The organism is Rahnella selenatireducens (assembly GCF_046449555.1).
Taxonomy (GTDB): Bacteria; Pseudomonadota; Gammaproteobacteria; order Enterobacterales; family Enterobacteriaceae; genus Rahnella; species Rahnella selenatireducens.
In genome coordinates this window covers 607671-625974 of sequence record NZ_JBKEZJ010000001.1, presented here as the reverse complement: position 1 = coordinate 625974, position 18304 = coordinate 607671, and the positions used below count along the sequence as shown (strand labels likewise).

General features: G+C 49.9%; 15 protein-coding genes. 10 read left to right on the top strand and 5 right to left on the bottom strand.

What is annotated here, in order from left to right; all coding sequences use genetic code 11:
- Positions 1 to 2 precede the first annotated feature (2 nt).
- The 3 genes from cyoA to ACLBVC_RS03000 all read right to left on the bottom strand — a co-directional run bounded on the left by cyoA (position 3) and on the right by ACLBVC_RS03000 (position 3600).
- The gene (cyoA, locus tag ACLBVC_RS03010) at positions 3 to 962 is read right to left on the bottom strand and encodes a cytochrome o ubiquinol oxidase subunit II (protein ID WP_195814311.1); all 960 of its coding nucleotides are present in this window, start codon (positions 960 to 962) and stop codon (positions 3 to 5) included.
- Between the two features lie 435 nt (positions 963 to 1397).
- Complete coding sequence (gene ampG / locus ACLBVC_RS03005; RefSeq protein ID WP_410147968.1) at positions 1398 to 2876, bottom strand: muropeptide MFS transporter AmpG; 1479 nt, start codon at positions 2874 to 2876, stop codon at positions 1398 to 1400.
- Between the two features lie 145 nt (positions 2877 to 3021).
- On the bottom strand, positions 3022 to 3600 hold the full coding sequence (locus ACLBVC_RS03000; RefSeq protein ID WP_410147967.1) for a lipoprotein: 579 nt from the start codon (positions 3598 to 3600) through the stop codon (positions 3022 to 3024).
- A gap of 331 nt (positions 3601 to 3931) precedes the next feature.
- Here ACLBVC_RS03000 and bolA point away from each other — a divergent pair, with 331 nt between their 5' ends.
- The 9 genes from bolA to ACLBVC_RS02955 all read left to right on the top strand — a co-directional run bounded on the left by bolA (position 3932) and on the right by ACLBVC_RS02955 (position 14644).
- A complete protein-coding gene (gene bolA, locus ACLBVC_RS02995; RefSeq protein WP_410147966.1) occupies positions 3932 to 4246 on the top strand; it encodes a transcriptional regulator BolA in 315 nt (104 codons plus the stop codon).
- A gap of 447 nt (positions 4247 to 4693) precedes the next feature.
- Complete coding sequence (tig, locus tag ACLBVC_RS02990; protein ID WP_410147964.1) at positions 4694 to 5998, top strand: trigger factor; 1305 nt, start codon at positions 4694 to 4696, stop codon at positions 5996 to 5998.
- Positions 5999 to 6415: 417 nt separating this feature from the next.
- Positions 6416 to 7039: an ATP-dependent Clp endopeptidase proteolytic subunit ClpP gene (gene clpP, locus ACLBVC_RS02985; RefSeq protein ID WP_104923067.1), complete on the top strand. Its 624-nt coding sequence runs from the start codon at positions 6416 to 6418 to the stop codon at positions 7037 to 7039.
- A gap of 205 nt (positions 7040 to 7244) precedes the next feature.
- On the top strand, positions 7245 to 8519 hold the full coding sequence (clpX, locus tag ACLBVC_RS02980) for an ATP-dependent protease ATP-binding subunit ClpX (protein WP_410147963.1): 1275 nt from the start codon (positions 7245 to 7247) through the stop codon (positions 8517 to 8519).
- A gap of 191 nt (positions 8520 to 8710) precedes the next feature.
- Positions 8711 to 11065 (top strand): endopeptidase La, encoded by a 2355-nt coding sequence (gene lon, locus ACLBVC_RS02975; RefSeq protein ID WP_410147962.1) that lies wholly within the window; start codon positions 8711 to 8713, stop codon positions 11063 to 11065.
- 216 nt (positions 11066 to 11281) lie between these two features.
- On the top strand, positions 11282 to 11557 hold the full coding sequence (gene hupB, locus ACLBVC_RS02970; RefSeq protein WP_013576637.1) for a nucleoid-associated protein HU-beta: 276 nt from the start codon (positions 11282 to 11284) through the stop codon (positions 11555 to 11557).
- 165 nt (positions 11558 to 11722) lie between these two features.
- The gene (gene ppiD, locus ACLBVC_RS02965) at positions 11723 to 13603 is read left to right on the top strand and encodes a peptidylprolyl isomerase (protein ID WP_410147960.1); all 1881 of its coding nucleotides are present in this window, start codon (positions 11723 to 11725) and stop codon (positions 13601 to 13603) included.
- Between the two features lie 138 nt (positions 13604 to 13741).
- Positions 13742 to 14125, top strand: coding sequence for a ComEA family DNA-binding protein (locus tag ACLBVC_RS02960; RefSeq protein ID WP_152327877.1), 384 nt, complete (start codon positions 13742 to 13744; stop codon positions 14123 to 14125).
- Between the two features lie 117 nt (positions 14126 to 14242).
- Positions 14243 to 14644, top strand: a complete 402-nt coding sequence (locus tag ACLBVC_RS02955; RefSeq protein ID WP_195823647.1) for a YbgC/FadM family acyl-CoA thioesterase — start codon at positions 14243 to 14245, stop codon at positions 14642 to 14644.
- A gap of 72 nt (positions 14645 to 14716) precedes the next feature.
- Here the strand turns inward: ACLBVC_RS02955 and queC are convergent, their stop codons facing one another.
- Positions 14717 to 15415 carry a 7-cyano-7-deazaguanine synthase QueC gene (gene queC, locus ACLBVC_RS02950; protein ID WP_410147958.1) on the bottom strand — a complete coding sequence of 233 codons (699 nt, stop codon included), beginning with the start codon at positions 15413 to 15415 and terminating at the stop codon, positions 14717 to 14719.
- 97 nt (positions 15416 to 15512) lie between these two features.
- Positions 15513 to 17225, bottom strand: coding sequence for an SgrR family transcriptional regulator (locus ACLBVC_RS02945; RefSeq protein ID WP_410147956.1), 1713 nt, complete (start codon positions 17223 to 17225; stop codon positions 15513 to 15515).
- Between the two features lie 193 nt (positions 17226 to 17418).
- Here ACLBVC_RS02945 and cof point away from each other — a divergent pair, with 193 nt between their 5' ends.
- Positions 17419 to 18240 (top strand): HMP-PP phosphatase, encoded by an 822-nt coding sequence (gene cof, locus ACLBVC_RS02940; RefSeq protein ID WP_410147955.1) that lies wholly within the window; start codon positions 17419 to 17421, stop codon positions 18238 to 18240.
- The last annotated feature ends 64 nt before the right edge of the window (positions 18241 to 18304 follow it).

Below are 18304 nucleotides of genomic sequence, written 5' to 3'. Positions count from 1 at the left end.
GTTTATTCCTCGGCTCCGGCTGCGTGAGACTGTCCACCCATATCCATGCCTTTCATGTCGCTGCCTGCAGGCATTGGCATGGTATGACCTTCTGGTGCGGCCTTCATGTCATGCATGGAGTATTTGCCAATGATTTCTTTGAACAGACCTGGTTTCGCCACAGAGAAGTATTCGACCGGGTTGTCGATGCTCTGTGCTGCCAGTTTGTTGAAGTCATCAGTGGTTGCCAGCTGGTTCGGTGCGCTTTTCACTTTCGCTACCCAGGTGTCGAAATCGGCACGGGTTGGGGTCGCGATGGTGTTGAACTTCATACCTGAGAAACCGCGGCCGCTGAAGCTTGCTGAGATGCCTTTATAGGTACCCGCTTCATTTGCAATCAAGTGCAACTGAGTCTGCATACCGGCCATCGCATAAATCTGTCCGCCGAGCTGAGGAATGAAGAACGAGTTCATGACAGAGTCTGAAGTGACTTTGAACTGAACAGGCACATCTTTAGGAATAACCAGTTCGTTAACGGTCGCTATGCCCTGTTCCGGATAAATGAACAACCATTTCCAGTCCAGAGAAACCACTTCAACCGTCATCGGTTTTTGGTCAGTCACGATTGGCTTGAACGGGTCAAGCGCGTGGGTGGTTTTCCATGTAATCGTTGCCAGAATGGCAATGATAATAATTGGAACAGTCCAGACGACGGCTTCAATTTTGTTGGAGTGGGACCAATCCGGACTGTACTTAGCATTTGTGTTGGAAGCACGATACTTCCACGCAAATGCAAAAGCCATGATAATAACTGGAATAACGACGATCAGCATTAAACCAATCGCTGTTAAAATCAGCGTTCTCTGCTCAAGTCCAATTGCTCCCTTGGGATCCATCAATGCCGTATTGCAGCCGCTCAACATTAACGCGGAGGCAAATAAGGACAACATCCCAATACTTTTATTGTATTTCTTAAGTCTCATCTAACGACCTCAATAACTAGGGCTCTATTGTCGCTTCAGGTGTGCGGGCATTTTACGGGAAGGTTGCAGGACTGTAAACACGCTTAAACAAGTGTCAAAGGGCTGTTGACACTTTATGTTAACGGAGTCACACATGTCACGGATCGTGACAATTTACAGTGGGCAACAATATGTTGCGTATGGATTTTTTTCTATAGTGATGAAAAACAAGGGGTGATACATTTTCAAATAATTATGGCCGTCCATAATCCCGGCGATAGGTTTAATTAATGTTAAATTAATGTAGATTTCAAGTGAAATAAAACGCTCAAAAAGAACCGGAGAAAAATTATCCCAACAAATATAATTTTCCCTGAATTAAATTTATTGGGTGATATTTATAGATCAATTGTTAAATGAAACGCGCCATTCATTTTCATAATGAATGGCGGTAAATCAGGAACGTGCGGTGCGCCGGAGTGAGAGAAAATCGAGCAAACTGCCTAAAATAATCCCCATAAGACAAACGAAAACGCCTGCCTCCAGCAAAATCCCGGCGAGACCGTGCCACGATGCCCAGCCAGAACTGTTTACAATCAGCGTCACCAGCCACGCGACCAGGAGCAAACTTCCGCCCAGCATACAGCGCAGCGCCCAACCGTAAAGTTTAGCGAAGTGAATTCGCGGCAGGAAAGTGTCTGTTTTCTGGGTGTATTCGAGTGTCTGGCGGCAAACGGCCAGCAGCAGCAACCCCGGAACGCCTGCGACAATCGAGAAAAGGTAGAACCACGGCCAGCCGTAAGCTTCCACGAACCAGCCGGCAATTGGGCCGACATACACGCGCCCCACAGCAGAAAGCGCCGAGAGCAGGGCAAACTGTGTCGCGGAGAACGAACGGTTGCAAAGTGTCATCAGCAGGGCCACAAACGCTGCCGTCCCCATACCGCCGCACAGATTTTCGAAGAAAATCGCCGTGCCCATGGTATACAAATCTTTGTCTGTAATGGCGAGGATCCAGTAACCCGCGTTCGAAACAGCCTGCAAAATACCAAACAGCATCAGCGCACGGAATAAACTCAGACGCTGCATCAGCATTCCGCCAAAGAGTGCGCCAATAATTGTGGCCATCAGACCGAGCGTTTTGTTTACCAGCCCGACTTCTCCGGCGTCAAACCCAACGCCGCGAATTAAAAATGTCGTGCTCAGGCTGCCTGCAAACGCATCGCCCATTTTGTACATCACGATGAGGAGTAAAATCAGCCAGGCATTGTTACGGCCGAAGAAGTCTTTAAGCGGTGCCACGACGGCCATTTCAATCGTGCGCGGTGCAGGCTGAGAGTTTTGCGGTTCCGGCGATATCAGTGTGGCGAAAACGCCCATCAGCATCAGCACCGCCATCAGCCAGTACATGTACTGCCAGCCGAGATAACGGTCTGCCAGCCACAACGCCAGCCCGCCGGAAACCAGCATCGCCAGGCGATAGCCCAGTACGGAAACTGCAGCACCGTTTCCGCGTTCTTCAGGCGGCAGTAAATCCGTTTTATACGCGTCGAACACGATGTCTTGCGAAGCAGACGCAAAGGCAATCAGCACCGCCAGCGCCGCCAGCCAGAACAAATCTTTACCGGGATCCATAAAGCCCATGGCGAAAATCGCCGCGACCAGCAGCAATTGCGTCAGAATCAGCCAGCCGCGACGACGCCCGAGGAATGACGGGGTATAGCGGTCCATCATCGGCGACCACAGAAATTTGAATACATAGGCCTGGCCGACCAGCGAGAAAATCCCAATAGTTTTCAGATCGACATTTTCGACGGTCATCCACGCCTGCAATGTGCCGGACGTCAGCGCCAGAGGTAAGCCGGAAGCAAAGCCCAGAAGCAGCAAAATGACGGTATTGCGTTGCGTGAAAATCTTAAAGTACTGACTGATCATGAAAATGTGTTCCTGCGAACCGGTGAGAGAGTGAAGCAGGGGCATAATAAAGGAAGCGGGGAGAATAAAGGAAGAAATGCTTGTTCTAAAAGCAATCTGCCCGGACAGGCCGGGCAGATTAAGTCACACAGATTTCAGCCGGAGCTTATCGGGCGTTAGCCTTGATGAAGTCACTGATGCTGGTGTCGGAAGCCATGTCGCTGATGACATCGCCCAGCGTGGTGTTAACCGCGTTGGTGATTTTGGCATTGGTGGCAGAAAGTGCGCCCTGAACGTTATACGTTGAACGATAGTTCTTCACCTGCTTGCTGCCGTTTTTCGCTGTAGCGATGATAGAAATATCGGCTTTAGTGGTGATGTTGTAACGCAGGTTTCCTTCCTGAACATCCGCGTACAGGTTATTGACGACGATCTGCAGATCAACAGCACCGTCAGCACCGACCATATAACCGCGTGCGGTCATTTGTTTTTCCAGAGATTCCTGCAACAGGAAACGCAGATCGCGCGAAGGCGTCAGGGAGATCAGCTGGCCGTCACGGTTAACTTTGGCCAGTGCCTGATCCTTGCGCTGGTCAGCTCCGTTGATGCTGATCGTGATACCCTGAAGTGTTGGATCTTGTGAAGGCAGAACAATTTTCGGGGAGACATCCAGCGTGTTAGTGCTGGTGGCGCATCCGGCCAGCATGAACAGTGCCAGCATCGGGAAAATGATTTTTTTTAACATGTGTGTTTTCTCAATATTAATAAAGGAGTAATGCTCAAAAATTTGCCGACATCATAACATCGCCATTTGCGGGTGGAAGTCCCAACAATCTGTAAAAATGGATATTTAGCGTTTTTTTTCAGCAAGTATGCAGTATCACTGACTCCGGCGTAGCGAAGCCGCATTTTCTTTGACAGACTGAGTGCCATTTTTATCAATCAACTGCATAAATTTTTTAATGTGATTAACGCAGAGCTGCAAAGCAGCCTATTATTTAAATGTAGAGAGTTTTAAGTACATACGCGTACCAGACAGGCGCAGTTCTCTGCTGATGCAGTGTGAGGAGATTGCTATGATCCGTGAGCAAATAGAAGCAAAATTAGTTGAGGCATTCGCCCCTGCGTTCCTGGAAGTGACTGACGAAAGCTATCGTCATAACGTACCGGCTGGCTCAGAAAGCCATTTCAAAGTCGTAATGGTCTCCGATAAATTTATCGGAGAGCGCTTTCTGGCTCGTCATCGTGCAATCTACGGGAAATTAACAGAAGAGATGGCAGGCAGTGTGCATGCTTTGGCATTACACACCTACACCCTTAAAGAATGGGAGGGTTTGCAGGATACTGTTCCTGCCTCCCCCCCTTGCCGCGGCGCAGGCACAATGGCCTGATACGGACGATCTGATTCACAAAAGGTACAAATATCAGCATTTGATACGGTAAAACTGGAACTTTCCTTACCAGATGCGGTATTAGTAGAGGCGAATTTCAAGAAACGGCCCCCGGGCCGTTTTTGTTTTTCCTCTGACAGGCAGACGACAAGGTGGTTTACGCCTTTGCATCGGCCGCATTTTTCGAAGGATCGAGTCCCGTGTGAGTTTCCCTCCCGCGCGTAGAGATACCGTCCTCGACTCAGTGCGCATGCGTCGCTATAATGTCGCGTCTAATTTTTCCGGAATGGTTTCGGACGCTCTCGAATACAGGGCTACGTTCTGATAACAGAACTGTCCCGGTTCTTAGAAGTCGTTTTCAAGGTAAGTTTGCGCAATTGTGCTTCTCATCTTGAGAACGACTTCTGGAGTTGACCGAGCACTGTGATTTTTTTTTGAGGTAACAAGATGCAAGTTTCTGTTGAAACCACTCAAGGCCTTGGGCGCCGCGTAACGATTACTGTTCCTGCTGAAAGCATTGAAAAAGCAGTGAGCAGTGAACTGATCAACGTCTCTAAAAAAGTACGTATTGACGGCTTCCGTAAAGGTAAAGTACCAAGCCACATCATCGAACAGCGCTATGGCGCTTCAGTACGTCAGGACGTACTGGGTGATCTGATGCAACGCAACTTTGTTGATGCGATCATCAAAGAAAAAATCAATCCAGCTGGCGCACCTAACTACATCCCGGGTGAGTACAAGCAGGGTGAAGACTTCAATTTCTCCGTAGAATTTGAAGTGTACCCGGAAGTTGAGCTGAAAGATCTGGAAAACATCCAAGTTGAAAAACCTGTTGTTGAAGTTAACGACGCTGATGTTGATACCATGCTGGAAACTCTGCGTAAGCAACAAGCTGACTGGAAAGAAACTGACGCTGCAGCGACTGCCGAAGATCGCGTTACCGTTGATTTCTCCGGTTCTATCGACGGTGAAGAATTCGAAGGCGGCAAAGCCTCTGATTTCGTACTGGCTATGGGCCAGGGCCGCATGATCCCAGGCTTCGAAGATGGCCTGGTCGGTCACAAAGCCGGTGAAGAATTCACTATCGACGTGAACTTCCCTGAAGATTACCACGCTGAAAATCTGAAAGGTAAAGCAGCTAAGTTCGCAATTACCCTGAAGAAAGTTGAAGAGCGTGAGTTGCCAGAGCTGACGCCAGAATTCATCAAACGTTTCGGCGTGGCTGATGGTTCTGTTGAAGGTCTGCGTGCAGAAGTGCGTAAAAACATGGAACGCGAACTGAAAGGTGCTGTACGTAACCGCATCAAAACTCAGGCAATTGACGGTCTGGTCAGCGCCAACGAAATCGACGTGCCATCTGCACTGATCGATGGCGAAGTTGACGTTCTGCGTCGCCAGGCTGCACAGCGTTTTGGTGGCAACGAAAAACAAGCGCTGGAACTGCCACGCGAGTTGTTCGAAGAGCAAGCTAAACGCCGCGTCGTTGTTGGTCTGCTGTTGGGCGAAGTGATCAGCCAGCACGAACTGAAAGCAGACGAAGATCGCGTTAAAGCGCTGATCGAAGAAATGGCTTCTGCGTACGAAGATCCACAGGAAGTTGTTGAGTTCTACAGCAAAAATAAAGAGCTGATGAACAACATGCGTAACGTCGCGCTGGAAGAACAAGCGGTCGAAACTCTGTTGTCTAAAGCGAAAGTGACTGAAAAAGCCACCACCTTTACTGAGCTGATGAACCAGACTCAACCTGCATAATCTGATTGCACGTTGCTGAACCTGTTTACAGGTTTGACGCTGAAGCCCGCAGTTTTTACTGCGGGCTTTTTATTTCCTAAAAATCAGATCTTTTTGTTTTTGGCTGTTGTTTTTGCACTATATTTATCAATATAAAGCACAGCTCACGTAGACCTGTTCATTCTATTTCACCAATATGGCCTTTCATCTACCCGGTCGGGGTGAAAGAGAAAAGAAATTTTCTGTCAGGCTTGAAAAAAGGGGATAAATCCCCCAATTGATAATGAAGAACCCAGGTAAATTTGCAGTTAAAATCTGACTGATAACGACCGTCAGACGTGTAAATGGCGACTTGGCCGCTTGAGCATAGTCATGTGTGCCTATCTCAAGTAGAATCGGTTTTAAAGATCGCCAAACAGAATCTATTAGGAGACGGTTATGTCATACAGTGGTGAAAGAGAGCAATTTGCACCAAACATGGCGTTGGTACCCATGGTGGTTGAGCAAACTTCGCGGGGCGAGCGTTCATACGACATCTTCTCCCGTCTGCTTAAGGAACGTATCATCTTCCTGACTGGCCAGGTTGAAGACCATATGGCTAACCTTATTGTTGCCCAGATGCTTTTCCTGGAAGCAGAAAGCCCGGAAAAAGACATTTATCTTTATATCAACTCACCGGGCGGCGTGATCACGGCAGGGATGTCGATTTACGACACCATGCAATTTATCAAACCAGACGTCAGCACCATATGCATGGGACAGGCGTGTTCAATGGGTGCATTCCTGTTGACTGCGGGTGCTGAAGGCAAACGTTTCTGCCTGCCAAACTCCCGTGTGATGATTCATCAGCCGTTGGGTGGTTTCCAGGGTCAGGCAACCGATATCGAGATCCACGCGAAAGAAATTCTGAAAGTGAAATCCCGCATGAATGAGCTGATGGCGAAACATACGGGCAAATCTCTCGAAGAAATAGAGCGTGACACTGAACGAGATCGTTTCCTGTCTGCGAACGAGGCTGTAGAGTACGGGTTAGTCGATTCTGTATTTACCCATCGCGCCTGACGGCTTAGTTCTGCCGGGCTGATGGTCTATAGTTATACTCATAAGGATGTCTCAGGGGCAGCGTTTGCCAGTTAAACAAACGTTGCTCACTTTGAGTGATAACGGGAACGAACAGACATCAGCCAATGATGCGGCTGTTGTGTAATAGGGTCGTGCCGTAGTGTTTGTTACGCTTCGGGACTGATATTAAAGAAGAGGTTTACTGATGACAGATAAGCGCAAAGACGGTTCAGGAAAGCTGCTGTACTGCTCTTTTTGCGGCAAAAGCCAGCATGAAGTTCGTAAGCTGATTGCCGGGCCGTCAGTGTATATCTGCGATGAGTGTGTCGACTTATGTAACGACATTATTCGCGAAGAGATCAAAGAAGTCGCGCCACACCGTGAACGCAGCGCTTTACCGACACCGCATGAGATTCGTCAGCATCTTGACGATTATGTTATCGGTCAGGAGCCTGCGAAGAAAGTGCTGGCAGTGGCAGTTTACAACCACTACAAGCGCCTGCGTAATGGCGATACCAGCAACGGTATCGAATTAGGCAAGAGCAACATTCTGCTGATCGGGCCGACCGGTAGCGGTAAAACGCTGCTGGCTGAAACCCTGGCGCGTTTCCTGGATGTGCCATTCACGATGGCCGATGCCACCACGCTTACCGAAGCCGGTTATGTGGGTGAAGACGTCGAAAACATCATCCAGAAACTGCTGCAGAAATGTGATTACGACGTACAGAAAGCGCAACGCGGTATTGTTTATATTGATGAAATCGACAAGATTTCCCGCAAGTCTGACAACCCATCGATCACACGTGACGTGTCCGGTGAAGGTGTTCAGCAGGCACTTTTGAAACTGATTGAAGGGACTGTGGCTGCCGTGCCTCCGCAAGGCGGACGCAAACACCCTCAGCAGGAATTCCTGCAGGTTGATACCTCGAAAATCCTGTTTATCTGTGGTGGCGCGTTTGCCGGCCTGGATAAAGTGATTGGTCAGCGTATCAATACCAATACCGGTATCGGTTTTGGTGCAGAAGTGAAAGGCAAAGAGCAGAAAGCAACAGAGGGTCAGTTGCTGGCGCAGGCTGAACCAGAAGATTTGATTAAATTTGGTCTGATCCCTGAGTTCATTGGTCGTCTGCCTGTCGTAGCAACACTGAGCGAACTGAATGAAGAAGCTCTGATTCAAATTCTGAAAGAGCCGAAAAATGCCCTGACTAAGCAATATCAGGCATTGTTCAATCTTGAAGGCGTTGAACTGGAATTCCGTGATGAAGCGCTGGTCGCGATTGCGAAAAAAGCCATGATCCGTAAAACCGGTGCTCGTGGTCTGCGTTCAATCGTTGAAGCCGCATTGCTGGATACGATGTATGATCTGCCATCTCTTGAAGATGTCGAGAAAGTGGTGATTGATGAATCCGTGATTGCGGGCCAGTCAGAACCTCTGATGATTTATGGCAAACCAGAAGCACAACAAGCATCTGGCGAATAATTAGCCAATCTATCCAGAGAGTTAGCCACGAAATGGGGGATTTTGTCCCCCATTTTTTTTTCGCACATTCTTATCGTTGAATGTCGGACATTCATCCCCATATACTCAGTTAACGACTTGCTGAAACCCGTCTGACTCGTGTTTCACGAGATTTCCTTAACCTGGCGGAAGCTAAACTAAGAGAGAGCTCTATGAACCCTGAGCGTTCTGAACGCATAGAAATCCCCGTATTGCCTCTGCGCGATGTGGTGGTTTATCCGCACATGGTGATCCCGTTGTTTGTTGGCAGGGAAAAATCGATTCGGTGCCTCGAAGCCGCGATGGATCACGACAAAAAAATCATGCTGGTGGCGCAGAAAGAAGCGTCAACCGATGAGCCGGGCGTTAACGATCTCTTCTCCGTGGGTACGGTAGCCTCAATATTACAAATGCTGAAGCTCCCGGACGGTACTGTAAAAGTGCTGGTGGAAGGGTTACAACGCGCGCGTATTACGACACTTTCTGACAGTGGCGAGCATTTTGCTGCCCAGGCCGAATACCTTGAATCTCCGGCCGTGGATGAACGCGAGCAGGAAGTTCTGGTTCGCACAGCGATTAATCAGTTTGAAGGTTATATCAAACTGAACAAAAAGATCCCGCCGGAAGTGCTGACTTCGCTTAACAGCATTGAAGATGCTGCACGTCTGGCTGACACCATCGCTGCACATATGCCGCTGAAACTCGCTGACAAACAATCCGTGCTGGAAATGTTTGATATCACCGAGCGTCTGGAATATCTGATGGCGATGATGGAATCGGAAATTGACCTGTTGCAGGTTGAGAAACGCATTCGTAATCGTGTCAAAAAACAGATGGAAAAAAGCCAGCGCGAGTACTATCTGAATGAGCAAATGAAAGCGATTCAGAAAGAACTTGGCGAAATGGATGACACGCCTGATGAGCACGAGGCGCTGAAACGCAAAATCGAAGCGGCTAAAATGCCGAAAGAAGCGCGTGAAAAAACCGAAGCTGAGCTGCAAAAGCTGAAAATGATGTCGCCGATGTCCGCCGAAGCCACGGTTGTTCGTGGTTATATCGACTGGATGCTTCAGGTGCCATGGAACGCCCGCAGCAAAGTGAAAAAAGACCTGCGCAAAGCCCAGGAAGTTCTGGATACCGATCACTTTGGCCTCGAACGTGTCAAAGACCGTATCCTTGAATATCTTGCGGTGCAGACACGCGTCAGCAAAATCAAAGGACCAATCCTGTGCCTGGTCGGGCCTCCGGGTGTAGGTAAAACCTCACTGGGCCAGTCCATCGCGCGTGCGACGGGCCGTCAGTATGTGCGTATGGCGCTGGGTGGTGTACGTGATGAAGCGGAAATCCGCGGTCACCGTCGTACCTACATCGGTTCTATGCCAGGCAAACTGATTCAGAAAATGGCGAAAGTTGGGGTGAAAAACCCGCTGTTCCTGCTGGATGAAATCGACAAGATGTCATCTGATATGCGCGGTGACCCGGCTTCAGCATTGCTGGAAGTGCTGGATCCTGAACAGAACGTGGCGTTCAACGATCACTATCTGGAAGTCGATTACGACCTGTCAGACGTGATGTTTGTAGCGACCTCGAACTCGATGAACATTCCTGCACCGTTGCTGGATCGTATGGAAGTGATTCGTCTCTCCGGTTACACCGAAGACGAAAAACTGAACATTGCCAAACAGCACCTCTTGCCCAAACAGCTTGAACGTAATGCGCTTAAGAAGAACGAACTGACTGTTGATGACAGCGCGATTATCGGCATTATCCGTTTCTATACACGTGAAGCGGGTGTGCGTAGTTTAGAACGTGAATTGTCTAAACTTTGCCGAAAAGCGGTTAAACAATTGCTGATGGATAAAGACATCAAGCACATTGAAATCAACGGCGACAATCTGAAAGATTTCCTCGGCGTGCAGAAGGTCGATTATGGCCGTGCTGACACCGAAAACCGTGTGGGCCAGGTTACCGGTCTGGCGTGGACCGAAGTGGGCGGCGAACTGCTGACCATTGAAACGGCCTGCGTACCGGGTAAAGGAAAGCTGACTTACACCGGTTCTCTGGGTGAAGTCATGCAGGAGTCTATTCAGGCTGCGCTGACCGTTGTGCGTGCACGTGCGGACAAACTGGGTATTAACCCTGACTTCTACGAAAAACGTGATATTCACGTTCACGTACCTGAAGGGGCAACGCCAAAAGATGGTCCAAGTGCCGGTATAGCAATGTGTACCGCGCTGGTGTCTTGTCTGACCGGCAACCCGGTGCGTGCGGATGTGGCAATGACCGGTGAGATTACTTTGCGTGGTCTGGTTCTGCCGATCGGCGGTTTGAAAGAAAAACTGCTGGCAGCGCATCGTGGCGGCATCAAAGTTGTTCTGATCCCAGATGACAACAAACGCGATCTGGAAGAAATTCCGGCGAACGTGCTGGCAGATCTTGAGATCCACCCGGTTAAACGCATTGATGATGTTCTGAACATCGCACTGCAAAATCCGGCTTACGGCGCGTTGCCGGTTGCAGCAAAATAGTGACCTCGACTTACACAGTTGAATAAAACTCAGGCTGGCAGGTGAAATCTCACTTGCCAGCTTTTTTTTGTGCCGTTAAGTTAGTCAACTGTCAGAGGGTTTCAGGCTGCTTTCAGTCGCTTGCATAGCCCTGACAAGATTGATATAACAGCAGCGCGGTCACGTCCGTAGGGAAAATGCGCCGTGATGATCGAATTTTAAGAGGGGATGAAAAGAGTGAATAAGTCACAATTGATCGACAAAATTGCTGCCGGTGCTGATATTTCTAAAGCCGCAGCGGGACGTGTTTTGGATGCTGTTCTTGCATCTGTAACTGACACCCTGAAAGCTGGGGATGAAGTAGCTCTGGTTGGTTTCGGTACTTTCTCAGTGCGTGAACGTTCAGCACGTACCGGCCGTAACCCACAGACCGGTAAAGAAATCAGTATTGCAGCGGCTAAAGTTCCTGGCTTCCGTGCAGGTAAAGCGCTGAAAGATGCCGTTAACGGTTAATTACCTGCTGACTGACGTCGAAACTGTGTGAGCGGTATCACTGATGCTTTTTCATTCAGGTCTGGTTGTTAAACAATAACCTGACGTCATCGGGCTGGTAAGGTAAGATATAAGGCGCATCGAAAACGGTGCGCTTTTTTTATTACAGCGGAGTGTTGCCTCACTATGATGGACAATTTACGCGCGGCTTCCAATAACGTCGTGCTCAAAATCATTCTGGCCCTGATTATTCTGTCCTTTATTTTGACAGGGGTGGGCAACTACCTGGTCGGCGGTTCAGGCGACTATGCAGCGAAAGTGAATGGTCAGGAAATCGGGCGTGCTCAGTTGGAGCAGGCGGTGCAGAATCAGCGCAGCCGGTTACAACAACAGCTCGGTGATCAGTTCTCAGCACTGGCCGGCAGCGAAGGTTATATGCAGCAACTGCGTCAGGAATCCCTGAGCAACCTGATTGACGTCACTTTGCTGGAACAGTATTCCAAAAAATTAGGCTTCACCGTCAGCGATCAGCAGATTAAAGACGCGATTTTTGCCACCCCACAATTCCAGACTGATGGCCGTTTCGATAACGCTAAATATCTGCAAAGCATCCAGAGCATGGGTTACACTGCGGATAATTTTGCACAGTTGATGAAACGTCAGCTGATCAGCCAGCAGCTTGAGCAAGCCTTCGGTCAGTCCGATTTTGTTCTGCCAGCGGAAAGCAAATCGCTGGGCGAGCTGATCCTGCAAAGCCGCGATGTACAAACTGCAACACTGGACACAGACTCACTGGCGGCGAAGCAACAGGTGAATGACGCTGAGTTACAGGCTTTCTACGACCAGAACAAAAACAGCTTTATTTCCCCTGAGCAAGTCAAGATCAGCTACATCGAAATGGATGCAGCGGCGATGCAGGGCAAAACTGACGTGACTGACGCGGATATCAGCGCTTATTACGATCAGCACAAAAACGAATTCGGTCAGCCGGAACGTCGTCGTTACAGCGTTATCGTTCTGAAAACTCAGGCTGACGCCGACGCTGTGGCAGCAGAACTGGCGAAAGGCACTGATTTCGCACAGCTGGCGAAAACCAAATCCACCGATGCACTGAGTGCAAAACAAGGCGGTGATTTGGGTTGGATGGAACCTGAAACAACTCTGCCGGAATTTAAAAACGCGAATCTGACCACAAAAGGTCAGGTGTCTGGCGTCATTAAATCTGACAGTGGTTTCTTCATCTTACGCCTTGAAGATGTGACGCCTGAGAAGGTGAAACCTTTGGCTGAAGTCCGTAACACGATTACCGACAAGCTGAAGCAGGAAAAATCACTGGATGCTTACTACGCGCTGCAACAAAAAGTCAGCGAAGCCGCGACCAATGATAACGAGTCTTTAGCTTCTGCTGAGCAGGTTGCAGGAACCAAAGCGGTTCATACCGACTGGTTCACTCAGAATCAAATTCCCGCAGGTATTAATTTTAAACCTGTTGTGCAGGCGATTTTTGAAGGCGGTCTGATTGGTCAGGACGGTTCACCGGGCAGCAACTCTGATATCATCACCGTAGACGGCGATCGCGCTTTCGTGGTGCGTGTCGATGCGCATAAAGCTGAAGGGGTTAAACCGTTCGCTGACGTGAAAGATCAGGTGACGACGATGCTTAAACATCAAAAAGCACAGGATCAGGCGCGGGTTGATGGAGAAAAACTGCTGACCGCCCTGAAAGACGGTAAAGGCGATGACGCGATGAAAGCCGCAGGTCTGAGCTTTGGCGCAGTACAGAAAGTACAGCGCAGCCAGCAGCCTTCAGCGTTCGAAGAAAACGTCTATGCGTTGCCACATCCGCAGAAAGACCAGCCGGTTTATGGTCTGTCTCAGGATGAAAAAGGTAACAGCGTTCTGGTTAAACTGAACAGCGTGACTCCAGGGGTTATTCCTGAAGCCGACGTGGCACGTTTCACGCAGGAGATGCAACAAACTTCCGCAAACGTGACCTTTGATGCGCTGCTGACAAATCTGCGTCAGGAAGCAAAAATCAAATACGGTTCAGCTGCACAAAACCAGTAAACGCCGCAAAGTTTTGCAACGCGTTGCAACAAACAAAGGCCGCTTTCGCGGCCTTTTCCATATTTGAAAGTTGCCCATTGTTCGTCGTTTCGCCCTGATGCACTCTCTCCGTGCTGTCAAACACATGGAGGATACAGCATGAAAAAATTAGGCATTACTTCACTTTCGTTGGCTCTGGCTCTGGGGCTTTCTACTTTACCTGTGATGTTGCAGGCGGCACCGAATGCTGCCAGTAGCGTGGCAACCACGACGGCTGCGCCCGTGACCGCAGCGGGCAAAGTCTCAGGCCCGCAGGTGAAAAAGGAACAGGTAGCGGTTACAGATGAAAGTACCGTCAACATCAATACTGCAACAGCGGAAGAGTTTGCCAAAGTGATGAATGGCGTAGGGATGAAAAAGGCGCAGGCCATTATCAGCTACCGTGAAGAACTCGGGCAATTCACCGACATCGAACAGTTGCGCGAAGTGCCGGGGATCGGTGCCGCACTGTTCGAACGTAACAAGGACCGTCTGAAACTGTGACGGATGTCGCGGTGGCAATTCCTGAACGGTTGCCGCCGTTTTCTTCTGCTAATCTCTAAAGACATCTGACCAGTTTGGTTGTATGCCTCAGGCGACTATCAGGAGTTTTTTTCCACTATGCATACGTTTATTAAAGTTCGCGGTTTTCACATCGATGTTTACCAGCATGTTAACAACGCGCGTTATCTTGAATTTCTGGAGACGGCACGTTGGGAATGGCTGGATAATCAGTCCGGCTTCCAGTGGATGAGCGAAAACAAAATCGCTTTCATCGTGGTGAATATCAATATCAATTATCGCAAACCGGCTGTGCTCGGCGACGTTCTGCGTATCGACAGCAGCCTGCAGCAACTCAACGGGCGAAGCGGGGTTCTCGAACAAGTGGTGACCTGTGAAGGTGAAGTGGTGGCAGATGCCACGCTGACGTTTGTGTGTATCGATCTGCGGACACAAAAAGCGTTGCCGCTGGAAGGTGAGTTACTGGAAAGATTACGCGAGCTGGAACTTGAGAACGACTGATTCGCGGCTGTACAGTTAAAATAAAAACGGGCGGCTTTCGGCTCGCCCGTCCAAAAGACTGCCGTCTGACGGTTAACGCAGGCCGGTTTTCTTCTTCAGGCTGGAGATAACGCCCTCTTTATCAAGCTGATACTGTTGGAGGCCGTTAGCGCGTAAATGGCAGGCCGCACATTCACCGCAGCCGTCCCCCGCAATCCCGTTATAGCAGGTCAGCGTTTGGTGACGCACCAAATCCAGTTGCTGATAGTAATCTGCCAGCGCCCAGGTCTCGGCCTTATTGAGCCACATCAGCGGGGTTTCAAAGCGCACATCGCGCGCCAGGCCCAGCGAAACTGCCGTATTCAGGGCTTTGACAAACTCATCACGGCAATCCGGATAACCGGAGAAGTCAGTTTCACAAACGCCTGTAATCACGGCTTCTGCCTGAATCTGATAGGCATAAATGGCTGCCAGCGTCAGGAACAAAATATTACGGCCGGGAACGAAAGTGCTCGGCAGGCCGCCGTCATTTTCATCGCCAAAGTTCGGCACGGGGATGTTATCGCGCGTCAGGCTGCTGACCGCCAGTTCATTGAGTAAGCCGACGTCCAGCACTTTGTGCGCACGGGCACCTAATTCCACGGACAGCTTTTGTGCAATCTCGATTTCAGCACGATGACGCTGACCGTAATCAAACGTGACACAGTGAACTTCGTCATATTGCTTCAATGCCTGAATCAGACAGGTTGTAGAGTCTTGTCCGCCGCTGAAAACCACCACTGCTCTTTTCATTCTGTTTACCTGTATTACGAAAACGACTACGTCCTGCGCAGTAAAATTGGGTTAATGGTACTTTTCTTTAACGTCAGAGTGTAGCGAAACAGCTCGTTCACGCGTTTTCGGATAACAAAGGTGGCGGAACCCAGGCCTGACAAAAATCAAACCAGCCCCACGCCGTGAGCTGAACCCCGCTGATCCGCGGTGGTGCGCTGACCTGATATTGATAATTGAATAAAGGCGTCACGATCCCGGTTTGCATCCACTGATAAAAATGATCGCGCAGTTCATCGGCGCGATGGTTTTCGAGCGGAATTTGCTGAATATGGAGGAGGCGCTGTTGCTGATTGTGCAGATCATCTTCGCGCAAAATTTCCTGCCAGAGCGGATCCTGCTGCAACCAGTTTTCCAGTGTGGCTTCCGGCGATTCACCGATCAGACGATCGCCGAGCAGCAGATCGGCGGATTTCAATAGTTCTCCGTCTTCCCACAAACGCCCCTCGTGATAAACGACTTCCAGCGTGCAGCCCTCATCAGCCAGTTTTTGCTGCAAAGCCTGAGCGACCAGTTCAAATTCCACCGGCGGATGAAACAGGAGCCTCAGTTTTTCTGGCAGGGGAACGTCGGTATCGTCATGCAACGGAATGGGCCAGCCTGGCAGCATTTCTTTGCTGGCTTTCACCAGATCATGATCAATCGGAAGATTATCCAGCATGCCGCTACGCTGGATCAGCCGGACAATTTTCCGTGCCTGCGCTTCATTCAGAACGCCCCGCCGCAGATTGGTGGCGATATAACAAAATCCCAGGCTGGTGCTGCGTCTGACCGGTTTGACGCGCGACAATTCTTCCTCTTCTCCCAGAATGATCCTCACCGGATGCTGACAGCTCACATTATTCTTTTGCGCGAATAACTGCGGCGTGATCCAAAATTCTATCGCCGCAAGATAAGGATGTTGCAGGGTATAAAGGGTGTGCTGTTCCAGCCTGATCAGTTCGGGAGAAAAATGCGCCAGCCGGAAAGGTCCCGCGCCGATGTGCGGATTTTCAGGATGCGAGAGCAGGCAATTGAGATCGGCAAACCGGTGTGCCAGCCAGTAATCAGGGGTATCGAGATCGAATTGAAGACACTTTGCATGTGGCTGGGAAAGGCGGATCACCGAAGCCAGATTGTGTTTCCCTCGCGCTGAATGACGTAATTGCTCAAAACGCGCCAGCAGTTGCGATGTTTTCAACGGTTCTCCGTTGTGCCAGAAAAGCTGACTGCGCAAAAAGAACTGCCAGGTTTTGCCGTCATCACTGGTTTGCCAGTGATGAGCCAGATCCGGCTGCGGCGTCGGGTTTCCGGGGACAAAGTGCGTCAGACCGGCATGAATAGTATGCGCCAGGTGTTGTTCTGCGCGGCCGGTCAGCGTTAAGGGATCCAGAAACTGGAGAGGGCGGTAATACGGGATCCGCAGCGTCGGGGCATCTTCCTGCCATTGTCCGCCAAGGTGCGGCGCAAGCAGGGTATTGAGATGTGTGGGATCCAACTGGCTGAATTGCAAAGCCGACGAATGTTCACCGTTTCTGAGCAATTCCTGCAGATAAGCTCCGCGTAAATCGTCGGGTGATTTAAGGCAGCACAACGACGCGCGTTTTCCGCGACCGGACTGTGAGTGCCAGTTTATCCACCCCGCATCTTTAAAATGGCTCAGCAATGTGCGCGTGTGGCGTTCGCTGCAACAGAAAATGCCTGCCAGTTCAGTCACCGTGAGTAAAACAGATTCCTGCCCTGTTTTCACATACAGGCGCTGATACTGGTTTAGCCGGTTTTGCAATCGCATGGGAAATACGGAACCTTATTTATTATGGTATGAGATTTACTTCAGCATATCGCAGACTTTTGCTGCTTGCGCGGGGCTGAAAACCAAAGTGTGAACTAAACCCGGAAGAGTATTCATAAACTGTTCACTATTAGTTCCGCAAATCGCAGTCCATACTTTGAGCGTGAAAATCATTCCCGCCCAGAGAGGAAATATGTACCGTTTAGCTGCATTCGATATGGATGGCACACTTCTTTTACCCGACCATACCCTGGGCGATAAAACTTTGGCAACGCTGCGCCAGTTGGCAGAAAAACCCATGCGTCTCACCTTTGCCACCGGACGCCATTATCTTGAAATGAAAGATATTCTGGCAAATATCGGGATGGAAGGTTTTCTGATTACCGGCAATGGCACACGTATTCATGACTTGTCCGGACATTTACTCCACGCCAGTGATTTACCGGAGGATTGTGCGCATGAATTGCTGCACACAGCCTGGGATACACCGGCGAGTCAGCATGTTTTTCGTGATGACGGCTGGTTTACCGCTCTGGACGATCCCGACTTGCTGATCCCGCATCAGTTCAGCGGTTTCCGTTATCATTTGCAGAATCTGCGCACATTGCCCGATGTAGGCAACAGCAAAGTGTGTTTCTGCGCCCCGCATGAAACCTTGCTGAAATTGGTTCCGCAGCTGAAAGCGCATTTCGGCAATCGTTTGGACCTGTGTTTTTCGGCGCATGATTGCCTGGATGTGCAGCCTGCGGGCTGTAACAAAGGCAGCGCGCTGGCACTTCTGACGGCGGGGCTGGAGATTAAAATGTCTGAATGCATGGCCTTTGGCGATGCGATGAATGACCGGGAAATGCTGGAGAGCGTCGGAATGGGGCTGATCATGGGTAACGCATTGCCTGTATTGAAGGAACAATCCCCCCATCTCCAAATCATCGGTCATTGCCGGAATCAGGCGGTGTCTCACTTTTTGCAACACTGGCTGCACACACCAAACCTCACCTATTCCCCCGAATATTAAGGTTTTGCAGCAAGCCGGGATTATCTGTCCCGGCTTTTTTCCTCTTCATCCTTCGAACTACAAT

Bases quoted from the DNA above. Each gene is read 5' to 3' on its own strand.
- cyoA (WP_195814311.1), bottom strand. From the start codon at position 962: ATGAGACTTAAGAAATACAATAAAAGTATTGGGATGTTGTCCTTATTT.
- lon (WP_410147962.1), top strand. From the start codon at position 8,711: ATGAACCCTGAGCGTTCTGAACGCATAGAAATCCCCGTATTGCCTCTG.
- bolA (WP_410147966.1), top strand. From the start codon at position 3,932: ATGATCCGTGAGCAAATAGAAGCAAAATTAGTTGAGGCATTCGCCCCT.
- ACLBVC_RS02960 (WP_152327877.1), top strand. From the start codon at position 13,742: ATGAAAAAATTAGGCATTACTTCACTTTCGTTGGCTCTGGCTCTGGGG.
- ampG (WP_410147968.1), bottom strand. From the start codon at position 2,876: ATGATCAGTCAGTACTTTAAGATTTTCACGCAACGCAATACCGTCATT.
- clpX (WP_410147963.1), top strand. From the start codon at position 7,245: ATGACAGATAAGCGCAAAGACGGTTCAGGAAAGCTGCTGTACTGCTCT.
- ACLBVC_RS02955 (WP_195823647.1), top strand. From the start codon at position 14,243: ATGCATACGTTTATTAAAGTTCGCGGTTTTCACATCGATGTTTACCAG.
- tig (WP_410147964.1), top strand. From the start codon at position 4,694: ATGCAAGTTTCTGTTGAAACCACTCAAGGCCTTGGGCGCCGCGTAACG.
- queC (WP_410147958.1), bottom strand. From the start codon at position 15,415: ATGAAAAGAGCAGTGGTGGTTTTCAGCGGCGGACAAGACTCTACAACC.
- ACLBVC_RS02945 (WP_410147956.1), bottom strand. From the start codon at position 17,225: ATGCGATTGCAAAACCGGCTAAACCAGTATCAGCGCCTGTATGTGAAA.
- ppiD (WP_410147960.1), top strand. From the start codon at position 11,723: ATGATGGACAATTTACGCGCGGCTTCCAATAACGTCGTGCTCAAAATC.
- ACLBVC_RS03000 (WP_410147967.1), bottom strand. From the start codon at position 3,600: ATGTTAAAAAAAATCATTTTCCCGATGCTGGCACTGTTCATGCTGGCC.
- clpP (WP_104923067.1), top strand. From the start codon at position 6,416: ATGTCATACAGTGGTGAAAGAGAGCAATTTGCACCAAACATGGCGTTG.
- cof (WP_410147955.1), top strand. From the start codon at position 17,419: ATGTACCGTTTAGCTGCATTCGATATGGATGGCACACTTCTTTTACCC.